At 45.2% G+C, this 20,638-nt stretch carries 22 protein-coding genes; 5 read left to right on the top strand and 17 right to left on the bottom strand.

Features of this window, described 5'->3' with window-relative positions:
• Window positions 1-23: 23 nt before the first annotated feature.
• The 3 genes from dsbD to ADP71_RS00785 form a co-directional block, all read right to left on the bottom strand.
• A complete protein-coding gene (dsbD, locus tag ADP71_RS00775) occupies window positions 24-1,778 on the bottom strand; it encodes a protein-disulfide reductase DsbD (protein ID WP_443089123.1) in 1,755 nt (584 codons plus the stop codon).
• 217 nt (window positions 1,779-1,995) lie between these two features.
• Entirely contained in the window at window positions 1,996-3,393 is a 1,398-nt protein-coding gene (locus ADP71_RS00780; protein ID WP_019958776.1) for a PhoH family protein, read from the bottom strand.
• A gap of 188 nt (window positions 3,394-3,581) precedes the next feature.
• Window positions 3,582-4,757 (bottom strand): MFS transporter, encoded by a 1,176-nt coding sequence (locus ADP71_RS00785; RefSeq protein ID WP_104931261.1) that lies wholly within the window; start codon window positions 4,755-4,757, stop codon window positions 3,582-3,584.
• 95 nt (window positions 4,758-4,852) lie between these two features.
• Here ADP71_RS00785 and ADP71_RS00790 point away from each other — a divergent pair, with 95 nt between their 5' ends.
• Complete coding sequence (locus ADP71_RS00790; protein WP_104931262.1) at window positions 4,853-5,650, top strand: AraC family transcriptional regulator; 798 nt, start codon at window positions 4,853-4,855, stop codon at window positions 5,648-5,650.
• Between the two features lie 7 nt (window positions 5,651-5,657).
• Here the strand turns inward: ADP71_RS00790 and ADP71_RS00795 are convergent, their stop codons facing one another.
• Window positions 5,658-6,113 (bottom strand): peroxiredoxin, encoded by a 456-nt coding sequence (locus ADP71_RS00795; protein ID WP_019958773.1) that lies wholly within the window; start codon window positions 6,111-6,113, stop codon window positions 5,658-5,660.
• Here ADP71_RS00795 and ADP71_RS00800 point away from each other — a divergent pair.
• The gene (locus ADP71_RS00800) at window positions 6,112-6,261 is read left to right on the top strand and encodes a hypothetical protein (protein WP_019958772.1); all 150 of its coding nucleotides are present in this window, start codon (window positions 6,112-6,114) and stop codon (window positions 6,259-6,261) included. The two genes, ADP71_RS00795 and ADP71_RS00800, sit on opposite strands and share 2 nt — an antisense overlap.
• On the opposite strand, the gene ADP71_RS00805 is transcribed toward ADP71_RS00800, so the two are convergent.
• The 7 genes from ADP71_RS00805 to ADP71_RS00835 all read right to left on the bottom strand — a co-directional run bounded on the left by ADP71_RS00805 (window position 6,258) and on the right by ADP71_RS00835 (window position 11,919).
• Complete coding sequence (locus tag ADP71_RS00805) at window positions 6,258-6,836, bottom strand: xanthine phosphoribosyltransferase (protein ID WP_019958771.1); 579 nt, start codon at window positions 6,834-6,836, stop codon at window positions 6,258-6,260. The genes ADP71_RS00800 and ADP71_RS00805 overlap by 4 nt on opposite strands.
• A 162-nt stretch (window positions 6,837-6,998) precedes the next feature.
• Entirely contained in the window at window positions 6,999-8,390 is a 1,392-nt protein-coding gene (gene gltX / locus ADP71_RS00810) for a glutamate--tRNA ligase (protein ID WP_019958770.1), read from the bottom strand.
• A gap of 51 nt (window positions 8,391-8,441) precedes the next feature.
• Complete coding sequence (locus ADP71_RS00815) at window positions 8,442-9,005, bottom strand: DUF1543 domain-containing protein (RefSeq protein ID WP_040755848.1); 564 nt, start codon at window positions 9,003-9,005, stop codon at window positions 8,442-8,444.
• A 1-nt stretch (window position 9,006) separates the two neighbouring features.
• On the bottom strand, window positions 9,007-9,783 hold the full coding sequence (locus tag ADP71_RS00820; protein WP_019958768.1) for a ferredoxin--NADP reductase: 777 nt from the start codon (window positions 9,781-9,783) through the stop codon (window positions 9,007-9,009).
• A gap of 27 nt (window positions 9,784-9,810) precedes the next feature.
• Window positions 9,811-11,100 carry an NAD(P)/FAD-dependent oxidoreductase gene (locus ADP71_RS00825; RefSeq protein WP_019958767.1) on the bottom strand — a complete coding sequence of 430 codons (1,290 nt, stop codon included), beginning with the start codon at window positions 11,098-11,100 and terminating at the stop codon, window positions 9,811-9,813.
• A 95-nt stretch (window positions 11,101-11,195) separates the two neighbouring features.
• On the bottom strand, window positions 11,196-11,528 hold the full coding sequence (gene mdtI, locus ADP71_RS00830) for a multidrug/spermidine efflux SMR transporter subunit MdtI (RefSeq protein WP_019958766.1): 333 nt from the start codon (window positions 11,526-11,528) through the stop codon (window positions 11,196-11,198).
• Window position 11,529: 1 nt separating this feature from the next.
• The gene (locus ADP71_RS00835; RefSeq protein ID WP_019958765.1) at window positions 11,530-11,919 is read right to left on the bottom strand and encodes a multidrug/spermidine efflux SMR transporter subunit MdtJ; all 390 of its coding nucleotides are present in this window, start codon (window positions 11,917-11,919) and stop codon (window positions 11,530-11,532) included.
• A gap of 72 nt (window positions 11,920-11,991) precedes the next feature.
• Between ADP71_RS00835 and ADP71_RS00840 the strand changes: the two genes are divergently transcribed.
• The 3 genes from ADP71_RS00840 (at window position 11,992) to ADP71_RS00850 (ending at window position 14,024) form a co-directional block, all read left to right on the top strand.
• A complete protein-coding gene (locus tag ADP71_RS00840) occupies window positions 11,992-12,144 on the top strand; it encodes a hypothetical protein (RefSeq protein ID WP_158667036.1) in 153 nt (50 codons plus the stop codon).
• A 219-nt stretch (window positions 12,145-12,363) separates the two neighbouring features.
• Window positions 12,364-13,239, top strand: a complete 876-nt coding sequence (locus ADP71_RS00845; RefSeq protein WP_019958763.1) for a LysR family transcriptional regulator — start codon at window positions 12,364-12,366, stop codon at window positions 13,237-13,239.
• A gap of 41 nt (window positions 13,240-13,280) precedes the next feature.
• Window positions 13,281-14,024: a sulfite exporter TauE/SafE family protein gene (locus ADP71_RS00850; protein WP_104931263.1), complete on the top strand. Its 744-nt coding sequence runs from the start codon at window positions 13,281-13,283 to the stop codon at window positions 14,022-14,024.
• Between the two features lie 217 nt (window positions 14,025-14,241).
• On the opposite strand, the gene ADP71_RS00855 is transcribed toward ADP71_RS00850, so the two are convergent.
• The 6 genes from ADP71_RS00855 to ADP71_RS00880 form a co-directional block, all read right to left on the bottom strand.
• A complete protein-coding gene (locus ADP71_RS00855; RefSeq protein WP_019958760.1) occupies window positions 14,242-14,982 on the bottom strand; it encodes a hypothetical protein in 741 nt (246 codons plus the stop codon).
• A gap of 9 nt (window positions 14,983-14,991) precedes the next feature.
• Window positions 14,992-15,801, bottom strand: coding sequence for a transglutaminase family protein (locus ADP71_RS00860; RefSeq protein WP_171460810.1), 810 nt, complete (start codon window positions 15,799-15,801; stop codon window positions 14,992-14,994).
• Entirely contained in the window at window positions 15,798-16,397 is a 600-nt protein-coding gene (locus tag ADP71_RS00865; protein ID WP_019958758.1) for a hypothetical protein, read from the bottom strand. The genes ADP71_RS00860 and ADP71_RS00865 overlap by 4 nt, the downstream gene beginning before the upstream one ends.
• Complete coding sequence (locus ADP71_RS00870; RefSeq protein WP_104931266.1) at window positions 16,394-17,818, bottom strand: circularly permuted type 2 ATP-grasp protein; 1,425 nt, start codon at window positions 17,816-17,818, stop codon at window positions 16,394-16,396. Before ADP71_RS00870 ends, ADP71_RS00865 begins: the two co-directional genes overlap by 4 nt.
• Window positions 17,819-18,287: 469 nt before the next feature.
• Window positions 18,288-19,532, bottom strand: coding sequence for an NAD(P)/FAD-dependent oxidoreductase (locus ADP71_RS00875; RefSeq protein ID WP_104931267.1), 1,245 nt, complete (start codon window positions 19,530-19,532; stop codon window positions 18,288-18,290).
• 149 nt (window positions 19,533-19,681) lie between these two features.
• A complete protein-coding gene (locus tag ADP71_RS00880; RefSeq protein ID WP_019958755.1) occupies window positions 19,682-20,593 on the bottom strand; it encodes a LysR substrate-binding domain-containing protein in 912 nt (303 codons plus the stop codon).
• Between the last annotated feature and the right edge of the window lie 45 nt (window positions 20,594-20,638).

The following is a 20,638-nucleotide window of genomic DNA, read 5'->3' on the forward strand; positions in this document are numbered from 1 at the left end:
AGCGTCCTGTAAGTGTTTGTGAATCAAGGTTTAGCATGTGCCCATTTGACAAATTCATCTGCCGAGACAAACCCCAATACAGGCTCACTTTTGCTGCCATTGGCATGAATTTTGAAAATTCCCGGTGGACCAAACAAGCCATATTCTTTCAATAAAGCTTGGTGCTCGGGCGTGTTTGCAGTCACATCAATGGTAAAAAAGCGTTGTTCGTCAATACTGTGTTTGACGGTGTCTGTGTTGAAGGTATTCATTTGCATTTGGATGCAAGTGACACACCAATCGGCATAAAAGTCCACGATGACAGGCTTGCTTGGGTCTTGTTGTAAAGCGGTGGCAACAGCGTCCTGTAACAAACTCACATCGGTAAATTGCTTGCCAAAATGCGCTTGGTTGGGCGCTTGTAAGCTTAAAAATTGGTGTATGGGCGTGACTTTACCGCGAATGGTTTCACCTGTGAAATAAGCGCTGATGGCTATCAAACTGGCGCCCAAAATCAAAGGCAAATAACGCCATTTGGGGATGACTTGGTGGCTTTGTATGACCCAATACAAACCCAAACCAAACAAAATTGCGCCATACAAGCTGACATTGAGCCAAAACGGTAAAAATGGACGTGCCAAATACACGGCCGCCATCAACAGCAAACAGCCGAAAATGACTTTGACACCATTCATCCATGTGCCAGCTTTGGGCAAGATATGCGCGCCGAATGTGGCTACCAAAATCAAGGGCAAACCCGTTCCCAAAGCCATGGCATACAAGGCGGCACCGCCTACAAAGGCGTTGCCACTTTGAGCGATGTAGCCCAAAGCAAATGCCAATGGCGGTGCGACACAAGGACCGACAATCAATGCTGACAACATGCCCATGAAAAAGACCGACACGATTTTACCGCCTGAAAAACGGCTCGATGTTTGTTGGAAATATGATTGTAGGCGGCTGGGTAATTGAATTTGAATCACATCAAACATTGCCAAAGCCAAAACAACCAATACCAATGCGGCACTCAAAATCACCCATGCTTGTTGCAGCCAAGCCATCAGCAGCGCGCCTGTTAAGGCTGTGATAACACCGACCAAAGCATAAGTGACTGCCAAACCTTGCACATACAAAAACGACAAACCAAAAGCGATGCGGCGGCTGCGTTTTTGTCCGACTACGATGCTAGAGACAATCGGCAGTAAGGGATACATGCAAGCGGTCAAACTCAGACCGATGCCCGCGATAAAAAACGTCAGCAGACTTTGCCATAATTGATTGTCATTGAGTTGAAAACGCTCGTTGTGGGTGTTGGATGCGTTGGTGGTATTGAAATTGAAATTCGGTTGGCTTTGGGTGAACACATTCGTTTTGTCGGTGCTCGTTGGTGTGATGACACCGACTTGATTGATGTCAAACACCGCTTTGCTTGGCGGATAACACACACCGACATCGGCACAGCCTTGATACTCAACCACCAATTGATAAGGTTGGCTCACATCATAAGCGTCCTGAAACGGGATATTGATTTGTGCCACTTGGTAATACACCGGTTGTGTGCCAAAAAACTCATCGGTTTTGGTTGTAGTGGGGCTGAATTCAGGTGGTTTGAGATGGGGACCGGTGCTGTGAACGGCAATTTTTTGTTGGTATAAATAATAACCTTTTGCAATATCAAACTGAACCGAAACACCGTTTTCTGTGGCAAACACTTGTGTTTGGTACGCTTGGTGTGCGGGCAAAATGGATTTGGGATTGATATTGGCTTGAGCAACGGGCAAACGTACGAACCCAAGCATGATAACCAAAAGGCAAAACTGCCATGCGGCCTGTAAATGGCGTTGAGCGAACAAGGCATCATCCACTGAGAATATTGAAATAGGCTGCATTCTAACATGTTGGACATGTTTACAGGACGCTTCAAAGGTTTAAGTCGGTTAAGAGGCAGCGTATTGGAATAGGGTTATTCAGCGTCCTGTAACAGTTTACAGGACGCTGGACAAAGTCTGGAGTGGTTTACAAGACCGAAACTGCATGCGCCGCCAAGCGGGAACGCTCGCCTTGTTGCAACGTGATGTGACCAAAATGTGGCCAGTTTTTGAAGCGATCCACCAAATAAGTCAAACCACTGGAACCTTCGCTCAAATACGGTGTGTCAATTTGTGCCAAATTGCCCATACAAACGATTTTAGTGCCTTCGCCTGCGCGGGTAATCAACGTTTTCATTTGTTTGGACGTTAAGTTTTGTGCTTCATCGACAATCAAAAATTTGTGTTGAAACGTGCGTCCACGCATGAAGTTGATGGATTTGACTTTGATTTTATTGCGCACCATGTCTTGCGTGGCCGCTCTTGCCCATGCTCCGCCCATGTCATCGCTGTGGGTTAAAACTTCCAAATTGTCTTCTAATGCGCCCATCCACGGGTTCATTTTTTCTTCTTCGGTGCCGGGTAAAAAACCGATGTCATCGCCCACAGGAACGGTGACACGGGTCATGATGATTTCGTTGTACAGTTGTTGGTCCAATACTTGAGTCAATGCCGCTGCCAAAGTCAGCAAGGTTTTGCCTGTGCCCGCTTGTCCAAGCAAAGTCACTAAGTCTATGTCAGGATTCATCAACAAATTCAATGCATAATTTTGTCCCCAATTGCGAGAAGTGATGCCAAAAACGCTGTTTTTGTTGTGACTGTAATCTTTAACGGTTTGTAAAATGGCGCTTGGTTGGGTGTTATCGATGGACACGACGCGCGCTTGCAAGGTTTTGTTATCGTCTTGGTCTAACAACAATTCATTGTGTAATAAAGATTGGGCATCTTTGCCTTGGATGCGGTAATGCGCCTTGCCTTGTTCTTGCCAAGACTCTAATTGGCTGCCGTTTCTGAGCCAAAAATCGGCATCCAATTGGCGATAACCGCTGTACAACATGTCGCTGTCTTCTAAGACTTTGTCATTGAAATAATCTTCGGCAGGCAAGCCCAAAGCGCGGGCTTTGAGGCGGATATTGATGTCTTTGGACACCAAAGCCACATCATTGTAGCCATTGGGGTGTTCGTGTAGGTATTTGACCAAAGCCAAGATGAGATTGTCGGCTTTTTCATCCGACAGACTTTCAGGCAAAGGGGCGATATTCAAAGTGGTTTGCAACAAGAGTTTGCCTTGTGCTTCTTTGAAACCGCTCAAATGCAATGGAATGCCTGAACTTAAGGCATCGGGAGCGTGGTTGAACAATTGGTCAATGTAGCGGCTGGCTTGTCTGGCATTGCGTGCCACATCGGACATGCCCACTTTGTGAGCATCCATTTCTTCTAAAGTGATTAAAGGCAAATAAACATCGTGTTCAGCAAAACGAAACAAACTTTGTGGGTCGTGTAACAATACATTGGTATCTAAAACAAACAGTTTTTGAGTCGTCATGGCAGCCCTCTTGATTCACATAAAATATGGTTTTCAGATGGGAAACAGATTGTTATCAGGCAACGGCATAGCGCCGCTACCTGATACAAATCAAAACACACATTCATGGTGATTGCCAATGAAAATGATGTTTTCAGCGTCCTGTAACCATGTTGGCAGTGTGTCGAAAATAAATGACAAAGAGATGACTAAGGAATTTTAAGATTGCGACCTGCACCTAAGCCATTGATTAACACAATGAATGCAGCAACGCTCAATAGCCACAAAACACCGAACCACGAGGCAGATTGTTGTTGCAATAAGCCCAATAATGGCGGTGCGGCAGCGGCGAGCAAATAACCGATGCTTTGCGCCATGGCGGACAAAGAAGCGGCTTTTTGCGGGGTTTGAGTGCGCAAACCCATGAACATTAAGCCGAGTAAAATGGTGCCGCCTGAACCAAAACCGATGGCAATTGCCCACACTGTGGCGTATTGCGGGAAATAGGCCAAACCCAATAAACCCGCCAACATCAAACCACTGACCAAGCTCGCTGGCACACGTTGGTCGGCACAGCGGCGTATTAAGGGTACGAGCAAAAAGCCGGGCAAAGCCGATGCCATTTGTAACCAACCGTGCAAGCTGCCTGCTTGTGCGGCAGTGTAAGAAGCGTCCTGTAACATGCTGGGCAGCCATGTGATGATGCTGTAATAAATCATCGAATTCAAACCCAAAAATACTGTCACTTGCCAAGCCAAACCATAATGCCACATGGGTTTGGATGGTGTATGTGCTTGTTCGGTGGCATGGGTTTGGGCGGGCGTTGGCTCACGACTGCATTGTGGCAACCACAACACCAAGCTTACGATAGGCAATAACACAAAACTGCCCAAAGCCCATGCCCATTGTCCTTGCCACCAATTGGTTAAAGGCAATACCCACATGGAAGCGAGGGCGGCAGCAACCGACATGGTGAAAGCATAAACACTGGTCATTAAAGCAATGTTGTCGGGATAACGCTGTTTGATGAGGCTGGGTAGCAACACATTGCCGATGGCGATGCCTGCACCAATCAAGGCTGTGGACAGGTAAAACAGGGATAAAGATGGTAACAAGCGTCCTGTAAAACCGACAATGATGACAATCAAACACACGCTCAAGCTGCGGTTTAAGCCTATGCGTTGCGCCAATTTGGGTGCCAAAGGCGAGATGATGGCAAAAGCGAGCAACGGCAAGGTGGTTAACAAACCCAAAGCCGCGCTGCTCAATTGAAAATCTTGCCCGATGTTTTGTATCACAGGGCCGATGCTGGTGATGGGTAAACGCAAATTGGCGGCAATCAATAAAATGCCAATGAGCAATAAAGACAAGCGTTTGGTTGACATATCAAGCAGACTTTAAAATGCAATCGCACAGTGTATTACAATTGCTTAGGTAAAAATTTCGCTATAATGCCAAAAAATCACTCAAATCAGACAATATGAGCCATTTGTACCATTATTTGCATCACACTAAAAACAGCAGCCAAACACATTGTGTCAGCGCAACTTTGGTACAAGCGCAAGATTGTGATTATGAATCGCCTGAGCATGCCCATGAGCAAGGGCAATTGGTATTGGCTTTGGCGGGCGGTGTGCGTTGTGTCATCAATGGACAGGTGTGGATGGTGCCACCGCAAGCGGCGGTTTGGATTCCGCCTCATCATGTGCATACCAATTATGTGACTCACAATGCCCAAGTGTGTATGGTCTTTGTGGCAGCACAAACGCCATTGACCACCATTCCCGCAGGTGTGTTGGCTGTCAGTGCTTTATTGCGGGAGTTGTTATTGCGACTGGTGAATTTGCAAGCGGCAGCAGAAGTGGATGTGGCGTACCAACACCATTTGGTTGCTTTATTGTTGTTAGAATTGCAAGCGGCTCCCACGCAGGCTTTTGCCATTCCTGTGTTGCAACACGAACGCTTACAAGTGTTGTACCAAGTATTGTTGCGTGAACCCAATCATGCTGGCAGCAGTGTGTATTGGGCGCAAAAATTGGCGATGAGTGAGCGCAATTTGTCGCGCTTGGTTAAGCAAGACACGGGTTTGAGTTTTGCCAGATGGCGCCAGCAAGTGCAATTGTTGCATGCTTTGTTGCAATTGGCCGCTGGCAAAAGCGTGCAGCAAGTGTCTATGGATTTGGGTTATGAATCGGTCAGTGCGTTTATCACGGTGTTTAAAAAACGCTTGGGCATGACACCCAAGCGTTATGTATTGGCGCAACACGTTGGAGATTGAAACGTGCTTAATTTGACTTAGCTAAGTTTTGTACGGTGGCCAAGACTTCTTCCACATGTCCTGCTACTTTGACTTTGCGCCATTGGTGCACCATTTCACCGTCGCTATTGAGTATAAAAGTGGAGCGCTCAATGCCCATCACTTTTTTGCCATACATGTTTTTTTCTTTGATGACATCAAATTGACGGCAAACAGTTTCTTCTTTATCTGACAGCAATGGAAAATTCAATTCTTGTTTGCAAACAAAATTTTGATGCGATTTGACTGAGTCGCGCGAGATGCCGACGACGGTATAACCTGCGCTTTTGAACGCTTCGATGTGGTCACGAAAGGCTTGTGCTTCGGTGGTGCAGCCAGGGGTGGCGTCTTTGGGGTAAAAATACACCACCAATGGCAAATGTTCAGCCGCGACAAAATCTTCGCCATTGTCGGCAGGCAAGGTAAACAAAAATTCGGTATTCATGATGGATGTCCATTATTGTGCATGGATAATTGGCGATTGTAAGGGCGGTGTGCTCAAGGTTTCAAGTGTTTTGCAAGAAGGTTGGCTGTGGCAGCAAAAAGCCGCAAACATGGCTTGCGGCTCGAAGTTTGGTTTACAGGACGCTTAGTCTTGTTGGCGGAACGTGATGTGATCAACATCCATGCTGTCAACAATTGCCAAAGATTCCACACGTACGCCTTTTTCACGCAATTCTTTACCACCGTGTTGGAAACCTTTTTCAATCACAATGCCGACACCGACTGCTGTGGCATCTGCTTGCTCAACCACGCTCAACAAGCCACGTACCGCTTCGCCATTGGCCAAAAAGTCGTCGATGATGATGACTTGGTCGCCTGCTTTTAAAAAGTCGCGTGAAACCGAAATTTCACTGGTGACGTTTTTGGTGAATGAATGCACGGTAGCTGACAGCAAATTGTCAGACAAAGTCAAAGATTTGCGTTTGCGCGCAAAAATCACTGGCAAACCCAACACCAAGCCCAACATGGTCGCAGGGGCAATGCCTGAAGATTCCAAAGTCAAAATTTTGGTGGCTTTGACATCGCTAAAGCGTGCGGCAAATTCTTCACCGACGGCTTTCATCAATGCAGCGTCGATTTGGTGGTTTAAAAACGCATCGACTTTCAAAACAATTGGTGACAAAACTTTACCGACTTCACGGATTTTATTTTCTAATGATTGCATGGTGTTCTACATTTTTACAGGACGCTTATAGCATCGGGTTGTACAGGTTACAGGTACATGACCTGTCGGAATAAAAAGTGTGGTTCATAAAACGATGATGAACCACGCAAATACAATTTCTCAAACGCACAACGCCCCACAAGGGGGCGTTGTTTGGGCGCGTTAAGCTTCGTGGAGGCGTTTTAAGACCTCGGTGCGGCCGAGTAAGGCCAAAACCGCATCAATCGATGGGGTTTTGCTGGTGCCACACACAGCCAAGCGCAAAGGCATGCCCAGCTTACCCATTTTGATGCCTTCTTTTTCACAAAATGGTTTGAACAAGTCGTGAATCGCTTCGGCAGTCCAATCGGTTAAACCTTCTAACTCAGAAGCAAAGCGGCGCATGCGAGCAGGCGCTTCTTCGTCCCAATGTTTTTTGGTTTCTTCGTCAGTTGGCGTGGATTTGCGGTAAAAATACACGCATTCATCTGCCAAAGTGTTCAAGTCTTGCGCACGTTCTTTGACCAATTCCAAAATCTCAGCCAAATCAGGCGCACTTTCTTGGTCGATATCACGCACTTGCAAGCGCGGTTGTACTAAAGCGGCCAATTGTTCGTTGGTTTTGGCTTTGATGTGTTGGGCGTTTAGCCACAACAATTTTTCATGGTCAAAACGGCTTGCCGATGGGCTGACATCTTTCAAATCAAACCATTCTACAAATTGTTCCATCGTGAAAAACTCATCATCGCCATGTGCCCAGCCCAAACGAGCCAAATAATTAAGCAATGCTTCAGGCAAAATGCCTTGGCGGTCATAATCGACCACGCTCACAGCATCGCGGCGTTTGGACATTTTTTGACCATTCGGATTCAAAATCATTGGCAAATGACCATAAACAGGCATTTGGTCGGTCAAAGCTTTTAAAATATTGATTTGTTTTGGCGTGTTGTTCACATGGTCATCACCACGAATGATGTGGCTCATACCCATGTCCAAATCATCCACCACCACACAGAAATTGTAGGTTGGGGTGCCATCGGCACGCGCAATAATCAAGTCGTCCAATTCTTTGTTGTCAAAGCTGATTTCGCCTTTGACCGCATCGACCCAAGAAGTCACGCCATCAATAGGCATTTTAAAACGTACCACAGGTGGCACACCTTCAGGGGCAGCAGGCAAGGTTTTGCCTGCTTCAGGACGCCATTTTCTGTCGTAAGCGAAATGCGTTTTGGCTTCTTCCGCTTGAGCGCGTTGTGCATCCAACTCAGCTTTGGTGGTGTAGCAATAATACGCTTTGTCTTCGGCAATCAATTGCGCAATCAATTCTTTGTAACGGTCAAAGCGTTGGGTTTGGTAGAACGGACCTTCGTCGTAGCCCATGGCCACCCAATTCATGCCGTCCAAAATCGCTTGTACGGATTCAGGCGTTGAGCGTTCCAAATCAGTGTCTTCGATGCGCAATACAAATTGACCTTGGTTCTTTTTAGCGACTGCCCAAGAGAACAAAGCCGTGCGCACGCCACCGATATGCAAATAACCGGTTGGACTTGGGGCAAAACGGGTACGAATGGACATGAGAGGTTCTTCCAAATGCAAAATAAACGTGTATTGTACCGCAGCCTAGAATCATGCCTCAATAGAAGGCTTGCGTTTGGCCAGTTTGCTCAGCGACAAATAACCAACTTGCCACACATCATCGGCCTGTAAATCGGCTTCTTGGCTGATGTGTAAATAAAGTGAATTGCCCGCAATCAAATCATTGACCACGTGTACATCGTCAATGTCCACAGCGAATTTGTCGTCAATGTGCGACTCTGCACCTTGATAACCCCGATTTCGGTAAAATTCAGATTGTTTGATGTATTGTGTGGCTTGCGCTTGGTTGTTGGCCACAACCAACGCTTTGTGATGGTGTTCTTCCATATCGCCTTGAACGTAACCGCCCAAATTGAAAAAATACAATTTCAAATCGTTGTCGCTGGGCACATCGCTTAGATGAATGCGATGACCTTGTACAGACGACACTTCGCGCCAAGCATCCACATGCACCGAAGCGTTCGGCCAAGCGTTTTTAAACGTGGGAATCAATTGGGTCAAATCGTCTGCTATGGCAAACAAAACGTCGTGTTGCTCAATCAAGCGTCCTGTAACCGTGGCGCCTAACAACACCATGAATAATTTGTTGCTCATGTTAAAACCCATTTTCCATGATGATGTGACCGGGGATGCGGTTGCGGTGCATGGCAAAACCCATGTCTAGCAAAGCTTGAAATGTGTCTTTGACCATCTCAGGATTGCCGCAGACCATAAAACGGGTCGTGTCGGTAGAAAATTCCCAACCCAAATGTTGCGCCAAATCTCCGTTTTTCAGTAAGGTTGGAATACGGGCATGGAGCGTGCCTTCGACTTGGTCGCGTGTTAACACAGGCACGAAGCTTAATTGACCTTGAAAATCTTCTACCAATGGGTGTTCTGACCAAGAGGCGATACGCTCATTGAAAATCAGTTCGTCTGCATGCGAAACCGAATGCACTAAAGCGATGCGCTCAAAGCGTTGGTAGACATCGTTTTGCTGCAATTGCGATAAAAACGGTGCAATGCCTGAGCCAGTTGCCAGCATAATCAAATCTTTGCCATCGGCAAAACGTTCAGGCAATAAAAAACCTGTGGTATTTTTGTCGAGTAAAATGGTGTCGTTTTCTTGTAAAACGGCAAATTTGGCGGAAATCGGACCGTCTTCAATCAAAACCACAAAATATTCTAAAGTGTCATCGTACTCGGCAGAGACAATCGAATAAGCACGCCAAATAAAGCCTTCGCCATCACGAAAGCCCAAACGTGAAAATTGTCCTGCACTAAAGCGATAACCTTCAGGACGGGTAATGGCAAAAGTCATTAATTTGGGCGTGTGGCGTTTGACCCACAAAACGGTTTCTTCGGTAAATTTTTCGGCTACAGGTGCGTTCATAAAACAATCTCAGTTTTTCTAAATAGGTTAATGCAGTTTCAAGCGTCCTGAAACACGGCGGTGTACCAAGCGTGCGAACGCCAATAATAAGGTTTTTGGGGCACCCAAAATGGCTTGGTGGTGCATCAAGTGCAAAGACATGTACATCCATTTCGCAATCAAGCCTTGAATGAAGAAATTTTTACCACTCAAACTGCCCATCAAATTGCCAACGCCCTTATTATCGCCCAAAGACACCAAAGAACCCGAATCTTTGTAGACAAATGGCTCTGTGAATGTTTGTTGTTGATGGTGGGCATAAAGCAATTTGTGCAAATAAATGGCTTGTTGGCGTGCTGCTTGGGCACGAGCGGGAACATAACGCTCATCATCCCACTTACAGGACGCACAATCACCCATCGCATACACGCCTTCAAACGGGGTTTGCAATTGTGAATTGACTTCAAATTGGTTGATGCGATTGATGGGCAGACCAAACAAAGCGTTGTTATTCGAGGCTTTGATGCCTGCTGCCCATACCACGACATCTGAATCCAATGTTTCGTGATTGGTGCGCACAAAATCCCGCCCGATTTCTTCGGCTCGGGTAGAGACCGAAACTTTAATGCCTTTTTGTTGCAAAGCATGGGTCGCTTGAGCGGAAACGTGCTCGGGCAAACCTGCCAAAATGCGTGGGGCAGATTCTATCAGATGGATGTTGATGTCAAAATATTGGGACGAACCAAAAGTTTGTAAAATTTCTTGATAGGCTTCGGTCAATTCTGCTGCCAATTCCACGCCTGTGGCACCGCCGCCGATGATGTTGACATTCAAAACTTTTTTGGGCGAGTAAGCCGACTTGGTAAACAAGTTGAGGAGATGAACTTGGAAATTTTGTGCATCATATACATTTTCCAATACATAAGCATGTTGTTCTGCACCGAGAGTATTGAAAAAGTTGGAGCCGCAGCCCAAAGCCAAAATGCACCGCTCAAACGAGAAAACACGCTCAGGCACAATCATCTCATCTTGTTCTTGATGGCTGTAAATAGATGCCAGTGTCAGTTGTTTGTTTTCAGGATCGAGCTTGATGACGTTGCCCAACATAAAACTGAAATGGTTGCGCCTTGCTAAGGCGCTGTAATACAAGCCTTCTTGTTGCGGATTGACCGTGCCGACTGCCACTTCATGTAAAGTGGGTTTCCAAATGTGATAAGCGGTTTTGTCTATGAGCAGCACTTTGTCGCGACCATATTGGCGACCGAATTTTCTGCCCAAACGCGCGGCCAACTCCAAACCGCCTGCACCGCCGCCAATAATGATGTATTGATAGAACATTTTGCCACTTTCAAATTGGGATGATGTGTAAGCAGACCATCCTAAGCAGCTAAAGTGCTTATAGCAAGTGGGTAAATTAGAGTTGTAAATGTGTTTTAAGCAAATTTAATCAGTAACATACCTACCAATAAAATACTGATGCCAGCCCAGCCTTTGGCGTTGACGCGTTGTCCGAACAAGAAAATGCCAACAAACATGGTAATGATAATTCCCAAACTGCCCCACAGCGCATAAGCCACTGACAATTCAATGCCTGCTACGGCAAACGATAAACAAGTAAATGCGGCAATGACGCACAAAATAGCAGCGGTGCCGATACCCCAACGGCGAAAGCCTTGTGACATCTTCAATAAAATATTGGCACCGATTTCCAAACCAATGGCGGCAAACAACCACATTAAATGCATCATGTTGAAATTTTCTAACATTTTAAGCTTCTTTCAACGAGTGCTTCAAAGACAAATCCAAAGCGGTTTCTGTTTCTAGGCTCGGATTTTTTGGGCTGGTGCCAGACTTTAACAACAAAATCGCCAACATCAATAAGCCCAAACCCACGATTTTTAGAATCGACATCGATTCACCAAACAAGAACACGCTCAATACCGTAATACAGACAATGCCCACGCCTTCCCATAATGCATAAGCGACACCCAAAGGAATGCGTTTGACCGCGACAGACAACAACATGTATGAAGCGCAAATCAAACCGTACATCAGCGCCATGCCCCAAGAACTGTTGTGATTGGCGGCGTATTGCATCAACAACACACCCGCGACTTCCATGACAATAGAAAAACCTAAAAAAATCCAATAAATCATTTTGTTACCCTTTTTATTTTGTTGGTATACCTTGTTTTTAGGCGCAAAAGCGTCCTGTAAGCTTGTTGACGCATGAAAAATTCAGGCACAACAAAGCAGCCGTTTCCAATAGGAATCGATGTACTTAGCAAAAACAAAAAGGATTTATGGCTCGTTTTGGCCGGTGAAAATGACATTACTCACAAGGGCAATGCGGGTGAAACCATGGGTGTGAAGATAGGCTGAAACAACGCTTGAATTGGCGCAAGTGGCGACCATCATAATCTGCTTCATTTACTGTATGAAATCACACAGTAGACTACTTCCCTTTCTAAAATGTATTTGGTTTGAAAGTTGTACCTTTTTAACCCATATTGAGTATTTTTTGTGGTACGAATGCATTATCTCATTCTTTTTTAGATTATAAAAATTGGAATCCATCTGATTTTTAGATAGTATGAGAATATGAGATGGACATTAGATCAGCTACAACAATTTGTGACCACTGTAGAAAGTGGTTCTTTCAGCGAGGCAGCAAGACGTTTGGGCAAGGCTCAATCTGCTGTCAGTACTGCTATTGCTTTGCTTGAGGCGGATTTGGGTGTGGATTTGTTTGACCGCTCGCGCCGTCAAGTCAGATTAACACCTGCTGGCGAAATTTTATTGCTCGAAGCGCAAGAGTTGCTCAGCCAAGTGCAATCTTTGGACAGACGCGCTCATTCTTTGAGTTTTGGCAGCGATGCCAAGCTGGCTTTGGCATTGGATGAAGCCTTGCCATATTCGGTGAGTGGGCGTTTGATACGGGAAATTGGGCATTATTTTCCTGATGTAGAATTGACTTTATTAAATGGCACGGCAACCGAAGTGGCGCAATATGTACGTCACGGGCGGGCGCAAATCGCGTTTCATTTTATTCGTGGGTCATTACCATCTTATTTCGATCAACGCCATATTGGTTCTGTCGCGCAAGGTGTGTTTGTTCCTAAAGACCATCCATTAACGCAAAGCGAAGTGTCACAGCGCAAGAAAGAGTTGGTGCGTTACCGCCAGTTGGTGATGCACACCGAAGATGTTAACGAAGCGGCTTACAGCCCCAAAATTTGGCGTTCGGACAGTTTTTACAGTTTGGCTGAAATGGTGGCAGACGATTTGGGTTGGGCGATTTTACCCGTGCACATTGCCGAAGAAGAGAATTACCGCAAGCCTTTGGTACAAATTGATTGTCCGTTTTTAACTTTGCCGCCATTGATGGTGCGCATGGTGTGGTTTCAAGGCTGGGAATTGAGCCAAATTGCGCATTGGATACAAAAACGCTTTATTGAATTGTTGTCGGATGTGTGACATGAATGAAGGACGCTTAAAATCATAATGGAAATGCAATAATGACAATTGAGCTGTTGGCGTTTTTGATAGCAGGTGCCGCCGCAGGTGGGTTTATCAGTGGTTTGGCAGGCTTTGGTACGGCTTTATTGTCATTGAGCATTTGGCTGTATGTGATGCCGACATGGCAAGCGGTGGCGTTGGTAGCGGCAACGTCGGTGTTCAGTGGCTTGCAATCGATGTGGTCTATTCGCAGCGATTTGCGTCAAGGAACGCACGCCTTGCCATGGTTTTTGTTGCCAGCATTGCTTGGCATTCCATTAGGGGCATGGTCATTGCAATGGGTGCAAGCGGACATGCTCAAACTGTTGATTGCGGTGTTGATGTTGGCGTATGGTGTGTTTCGTTTGTGTGCATCGCAGTGGCAATTTCGTCAAGAGTCGCCATCGGCAGCACATGCTTTGATTGGGTTCATTGGTGGTTTGTTAGGTGGGGCTGCGGCATTGTTGGGTGTGATTCCGACGATGTGGTGTGCGTTGCAAACATGGCCTAAAAGCCAAGTCAGTGCCGTATTGCGACCGTATAATTTGGTCATCATTGCTTTGGCTATGGCTTTGTACGCTTACCAAGGATTTTATTCTTCTGACACTTTGGTATTGTTCGCTGTGGCTTTGCCCATCACATTGGTATTTTCGCAAATTGGTTTGTGGTTGTTTCACCGTTTGAACGACGTACAATTTCGCCGCCTCATCAACGCATTGATGTTCGGATGTGGTGGTTTGCTTTTGGTCAATCAATTGTTTTAAAGCGTGTTTTATCACAAAAACACGGCCTAAATGCTTACAGGCCGCTTGCTTTGGTTCAAATACATGCTTGGTAGATGGTCAAATGGTTGATGCAAACTGACGATGTATTAAAACGTAGTTTTAAAAAAGTTTTAAGGTTTTATAAGCTAAGCAAAATGGTGGTGACCGATTGGTGTGAGGCAGTTTGGCAGAGATACATTGTTTATATGGGCAAGATTTAATTCAAATATTGCTCAGGAGGCATGTCAAATTGCTTTAACAAATTGATTAAGCCATCGCCCCATTGTTCGCGGATGTTTTTCATGTAAGGCTCGTCTCGCTCAATGCGTGCGCCTTCAGGCATGGACAAACTGTCTTTGGGATAGACCACCATATCTATCGGAAAACCCACCGATAAATTAGAACGTATGGTTGAATCAAACGATACTAAAACCGCTCGAACAGCGTCCTGTAAAGGCGTTTGGTAATGAACGGCGCGGTCTAAAATCGGTTTGCCATATTTGCTTTCACCAATTTGAAAAAATGGCGTGTCTTCGGTTGCGGTGATGAAATTGCCTTCGGGATAAACGTAATACAATTTTGGTGCTTGCCCGCGAATTTGACCACCCACTAAAAAATGACTGCCAAACATGGCATTATTTTGTGTGTGACCCAATTGTTCCATATTGTTGGCAATGCTGCTGACTGCCAAACCAATCAATTGAGCCACATCGAATAAAGTTGGTGCATTTAACACATGTTTGTCGACATGGTTGTGGATGTTTTGTTGTAAATCTTCGATGACCGCTTGCGATGTGGCCAAATTGCCCGAAGTCAAAATGAAAATCACCCGTTCGTCAGCACGTTCAAAACGAAACATTTTTTTGAATGTGGAGATATGATCCACGCCAGCATTGGTGCGGGTGTCACTGGCAAAAATCATACCGTCCTGTAAATTCAAAGCCACGCAATACGTCATGATGTATCCTTATTGTTGCTGTTGCTGTTGGGCAGGGTATTGCGGATTGGTGCGCACATGGACGGAATATTCCATACGCTCCATTCCACCGCCTTGGCGCATGCCTCTTATGGGAGCAGCATCATTGTAATCTCGCCCGACTGCCAATTGCACATGACCGTGTATGGCAGTGTGTTGGTTGCTGATGTCAAACAAATACCATTTGCCATCTACATAGGCTTCAGCCCACGCATGACTGGCCAAATGCTCTTGGTCTTCGCTGTACAAATAACCTGATACATAGCGAGATGGAATGCCCAAAGCACGGGTGCAAGACAAAAAGATATGAGTATGGTCTTGGCATACGCCGCCCAAACCTAAAAAAGCTTCTTGAGCGGTAGTGCCAACATGGGTAATGCCTTTTTGATAGGGTATTTGTTTTAAAATATCTTGGCTTAAGGCTTTTAAAGCAGTTAAATCACCGCTTTGATAGGCTTGGGCAAAACTCAATAAAGCAGCGCTCGGTTCGGTCAGTTCGGTTTGGCGCAAATACACCGAGGCAGGTAAATGTTCATCAATTTGGTATTCATTGCCCATTGCAATGATGACTTCGCCTTCGGCTAAGATTTTAAGCTCTTGATGCGGGTCTTGGTAAGTCAATAAATTATACACATTGTTAAAACCATCGAAGCCTCGTTCGCTGTAAACAGGCAAAGTTAGTTGCCAATCTAAGACTTTTTGATGGTCGAGGTTTTGTGGCGTCATGCGCAATAATTGAATGCTTTTTTTGCTGATGTCATCGTAAAAATACGTGGTTTGGTGGTGGATGTGGATGTTCATAATCCGTCCTCAAAAATATTTTCCAATTGCTCGGTCAATTGGTAAAACTTTTGCCCATTGGCTAAGTAAACCAAAGCTTGCGCAGGTTGTTTTAAGGCTTCCCAAGCAGTGTAATTGGGTAAATTGGTTACGGCATCGGCCAAAGCTCGAAAGTCATTTTCACGTGGTTGACCAAAACGCAATCGTTCGTCCAAAGTTTCCAAAGCATGTCCCAGCATCCAATAGGTGCAAATGGGAGCAGGGTGAGCGCGCATGGCCGCTTCACACGCTTGTAACTGGTAACAAGCCGATTGCAAACTGCCTGCTTGATTCAAGCGATTCATCAATTGAAACAATTCAAATGCTTCATAATCAATCACACCACGAACGGCCTGAAAATTGTCATTGACCTTGCTTAAATAATTGGGCAACACTTCATTGGTAATATAACTATTGAAATTGTGTGGATTAATGGCAGATTGAAAACCAACATGGCGCATCAATGGAAATAATGAGGCTTGTTGGTCGTTGCGCAAGCGTTCGGTCAAACAGATTGTGCGTTGCATATAACGCCCAAGCCAATACAAATTGTACGCATTGGACAGCAATAAATTCATATGCCTTCTCCTTGTAAAACCCAAGTGTCTTTGACACCACCGCCTTGTGAGGAATTGACCACCAAAGAGTTTTTGCGCATCGCCACACGGGTCAAACCACCGGGAACAATGCGAATTTGTTCGGGGCTTGCCAATACAAAAGGGCGCAAATCAATATGGCGTGGGGCAATGCCTTCTTCTACACAAGTGGGACAAGTAGACAAAGACAAAGTCGGTTGGGCAATAAAGCCAGCAGGGTCTGCCAAAATACGTTGGCGATAAGCTTCGATTTCTTCTGTAGTCGAATGCGGTCCAATCAACATGCCATAGCCGCCTGAACCTTGGGTTTCTTTGACGACCAATTCAGCCAAATGAGCCATCACATAAGCCAAATCTTCGGGTTTGCGACATTGCCAAGTAGGCACATTTTTTAAAATTGGCTCTTCATTCAAATAAAAGCGCACCATTTCATTGACATACGGATAAATCGATTTGTCATCGGCAATGCCTGTGCCGGGGGCATTGCTAATCATCACATTACCTGTACGATACGCGCTCATCAAACCGGGAATGCCCAACATCGAATCAGGTCGAAACGCCAATGGGTCTAAATAAGCATCGTCCAAGCGGCGGTAAATCACATTGACTTGTTCACGTCCAAGTATGGTTTTCATGAAAACTTTGTTGTCTTCGACAAACAAATCGTAATTGTTGACCAAAGGCACGCCCATTTCACGAGCTAAAAAAGTATGTTCGTAATAAGCGCTGTTATAGCGGCCTGGCGTTAACAAAACGATGAGCGGTTGTGGTTTGTTGCTGCATTCAATCAAACTTTGCAGTAGCATTTTGGGATAATTTTTGACAGGAGCAATGTCAAATGCTTCAAACAATTCGGGTAATAAATGCTCGCTGATTTGGCGGCTTTCGAGTAAATAAGAAATGCCTGATGGCGTGCGCAAATTGTCTTCTAAAACGTAATATTGCCCATCATCGCTGCGAATCAAATCAATCCCACTGATGTGTGCATAAATCGGATTGGGCAAATCAATATTCACCATCCATGGTTCAAAACACTCATTGGTTAAAATGTGCTCAGCTGGCATAATGCCCGCTTTGATGATGTTTTGTTCATGGTAAATATCGTGCAAAAAAGCATTTAAGGCTTGGATGCGTTGTTTGCAACCACTTTCCAATGTTCGCCAATCTTCTTGGGTAATGATGCGTGGAATGATGTCAAAAGGAATCACACGTTCGGTATTTTTGGCGTCACTGTAAACCGTAAAGGTCACACCCTTGCGGTGAAACTCAGACAAGGCCTGTTGGTTCAGCGTCATGAGTTTGAAATGGCTGTTAGTATCCAGCCAATTTTTCATCATTTCAAAATGTTGGGATGAGCGTTTAAGCGCATCCACTTCGTTGAAACTCGTTCCTTGTGTGACCATGATCGATCCTTTCTACAAGCCAATGAACATGGAGGGGTGTTTGATGATTTAGGTTGCATACAATGTGAATATATTGTGGCTGCAATGCGGTATCAAACAACTGTATAGCGCGCTGGGATAAGGCTCATTTGGCATGCTGTGATTTCAGTATAAGGAAGCCGTTTTTAAACGTTGTAAAAAAATGGCATATTGGATTGGCTTTTGAAAGCCAGCTTGTGATAAGCGTTCGATGGGATGAAATACAGCAAGAATATAAGTCAATATTTTTACTGTGATTTTATCTGAAATGAATTGCTGCAATGCAAAATAAAAAAGATGTATGCGAATGTGGTGAAATAGTTACGGCTCAGTGTGAGTATAAAGATGTTTAAAAACAATATATTGATTGAATATTGTTGCAATTGTATGGGAATGGGTAGATTGATGGGCTACCCATTTTTGATATGACTTAAATCATCAAGCGACTTGCTCAAGCAGTAAAGCGTTGGGCGGAAAAAGGTTGCATGTCAATCAATGTGTCTTGGCCGCTCATTTGTTGTGCCAATAACAAACCTGTGATGGGTCCTAAGGTAAAACCTTGGTGTGCATGACCGAAAGCCAACCATAAATTTGGATGTTTTGGGGCTGCGCCAATGATGGGTTTCATATCGGGCAAACAAGGTCTATGACCCAACCAAGGCGTGGTTTCGAGGGCGTTTTCTAATGGTAATAATCCCCGTGCGATGGTTTCGGTGGCGTGCAATTGTTCCATGCGAATAGGGGCATCCATTAAGGTGAATTCTGCGCCTGTGGTCAAACGTATGCCCGCTTGTTTGGGACCTAAAACAAAACCGCTGTCTTCATCGACAATACTGTGGTTTAAGACGCTGCCTGTTTTGAGGGTGTAATGTTGGTGGTAGCCGCGTATTGGGAACAACGGAAATTCATAACCCAAAGTATGGAGCAAATCTTGCGACCAAGGTCCTGCGGCAATAACCGCATGTTCATAAGTTAAGCGTTCGTTCTGGGTATGAACATGCCATTGATTTTGATGGTGAAGGCTGTGGACGGTGTCTTGTAATATCGTGCCGCCCAAACTGACAAAATGTGCGGCATAGGCTTTGACCAAAGCCGCAGGGTTCGTGACTTGCCAAGCATTTTGCCAATGCACACCGCCAACAAACACTTGGCTGTTCAAGTCAGGCTCTAATTGAGCAATGTCTTGTGGGTTGAGCAATCGAGCTTCCACGCCCCAAGCTTTGCCATTTTGTACATGTTGTTTGGCGTGTTCAAAACTGCTGGCGTGGCGGTGTAATTGTAACCAGCCGACTTTACGCACCCATTGTTCTGCACCAGCGGCCTGTAACATGGTTTCATGGGCATCGGTGCAATGGGCAATTAAACTTGCCCATTCTTGGCGAATGGTTGCAAAACGCTGGGGTGCAGAATGCACAAAATATTGCCACAAAGCATGGCGATAATGCCACATTGCAAGCGGCCTGTAACGAATATCAGGGCTTTGATTGGGCAAAATCCGCATGATTTCGGTCATGTTTCTGGGCATGGGATAAGGAAAAATCGCTTCGCGTTGAATCAAGCCTGCGTTGCCAAAAGAGGTTTCTTCGCCTGGCGCTTTTTTGTCGATTAAGGTGACATCAAAACCTTGTTGTTGCAAATGCCACGCCACGCACACACCGACCATACCCGCACCAATCACGATTGTTTTGTTTGCCATGTGTTTGCTTTGAAAAATGAAAGATGGCTGTATTCTAAGCATATTGTGAGCATTAGCGGATAAATAGCGGCAGATTACAGCGTGCTTGTCAGAAACCATCCACATTTTGGGTCTGAACCAAACCATTGAGTCGATTCAAAATGGCAGCATTATTGTTCGTTTTCAATACGCGCATAAAAGGCTTCCATGTGTTGCAAGAAGATTTTCACGGTAGGCAATTGACCGCGCCTAGAAGGATAAACGGCGTGAATGATGTCTTGAGGCAAACACCATTGTGGCAAAATATGCGTCAGCGTGCCTTGTTTTAAATCGGGCTCGACCAATAAATAAGGCAATTTGACCACGCCATTGCCCGCCAATGCACCTTTAAGCAAGGTGTGCATGTCTGTGGTTATCAGCAGTGGCTCAAAATCGATCACCATGTTTTTTTCGTTTGGATGCGTAAAATCCCAATAAAAATGTTGGTGGGCTTTGCTCAATGCCAAAGCAGGGATGGAATGTAAATCATGTGGTGTATGAATACGATATTGCTGTAATAAAGCAGGGCTGCCGACCAAAATTTGTTGGCGTTGGCTGAATACTTTGGCAATTAAATCATCGGACTGTATCTCTGAGCGTGCCCGAATGGTAATGTCAAAACCTTCTGCCATCACATCCACCACACGGTTGCTGGCTTCTAGTTCAATTTTGACTTTAGGATATAAGCGCATGAATTCAGTGACGATGGTGCCGACGTGTAAATCCAATAACAGTAAAGGGCAGCTGATTTTTAAAATGCCTGAGGGTTCTGCAAATGCAGTTTCTATCACGCTTTGGGCTGCTTCAGCTTCAATGAGCATGGCTTCACAATGTTCGAAATAGCGTTTGCCAATATCGGTCAAATAAAAATAACGGGTGTTTCTTTGAATCAATTTGACACCCAAATGGTCTTCTAAATCAGCCAATTGGCGGCTCAGTCTGGATTTGGGAATGCCAATGGCACGGCTGGCTGCAGAAAAACCCTTGTAACGAACAATTTGCACAAAATAATACAATTGGTTTAAATCGGTTTGTCGTTTCATATTTGCAACAATTTATCTTAAAATTGCCATATTATATATTTTTGT

Origin of the sequence: Vitreoscilla sp. C1 (assembly GCF_002951955.2) — a bacterium.
Taxonomy (GTDB): domain Bacteria; phylum Pseudomonadota; class Gammaproteobacteria; order Burkholderiales; family Neisseriaceae; genus Vitreoscilla; species Vitreoscilla stercoraria.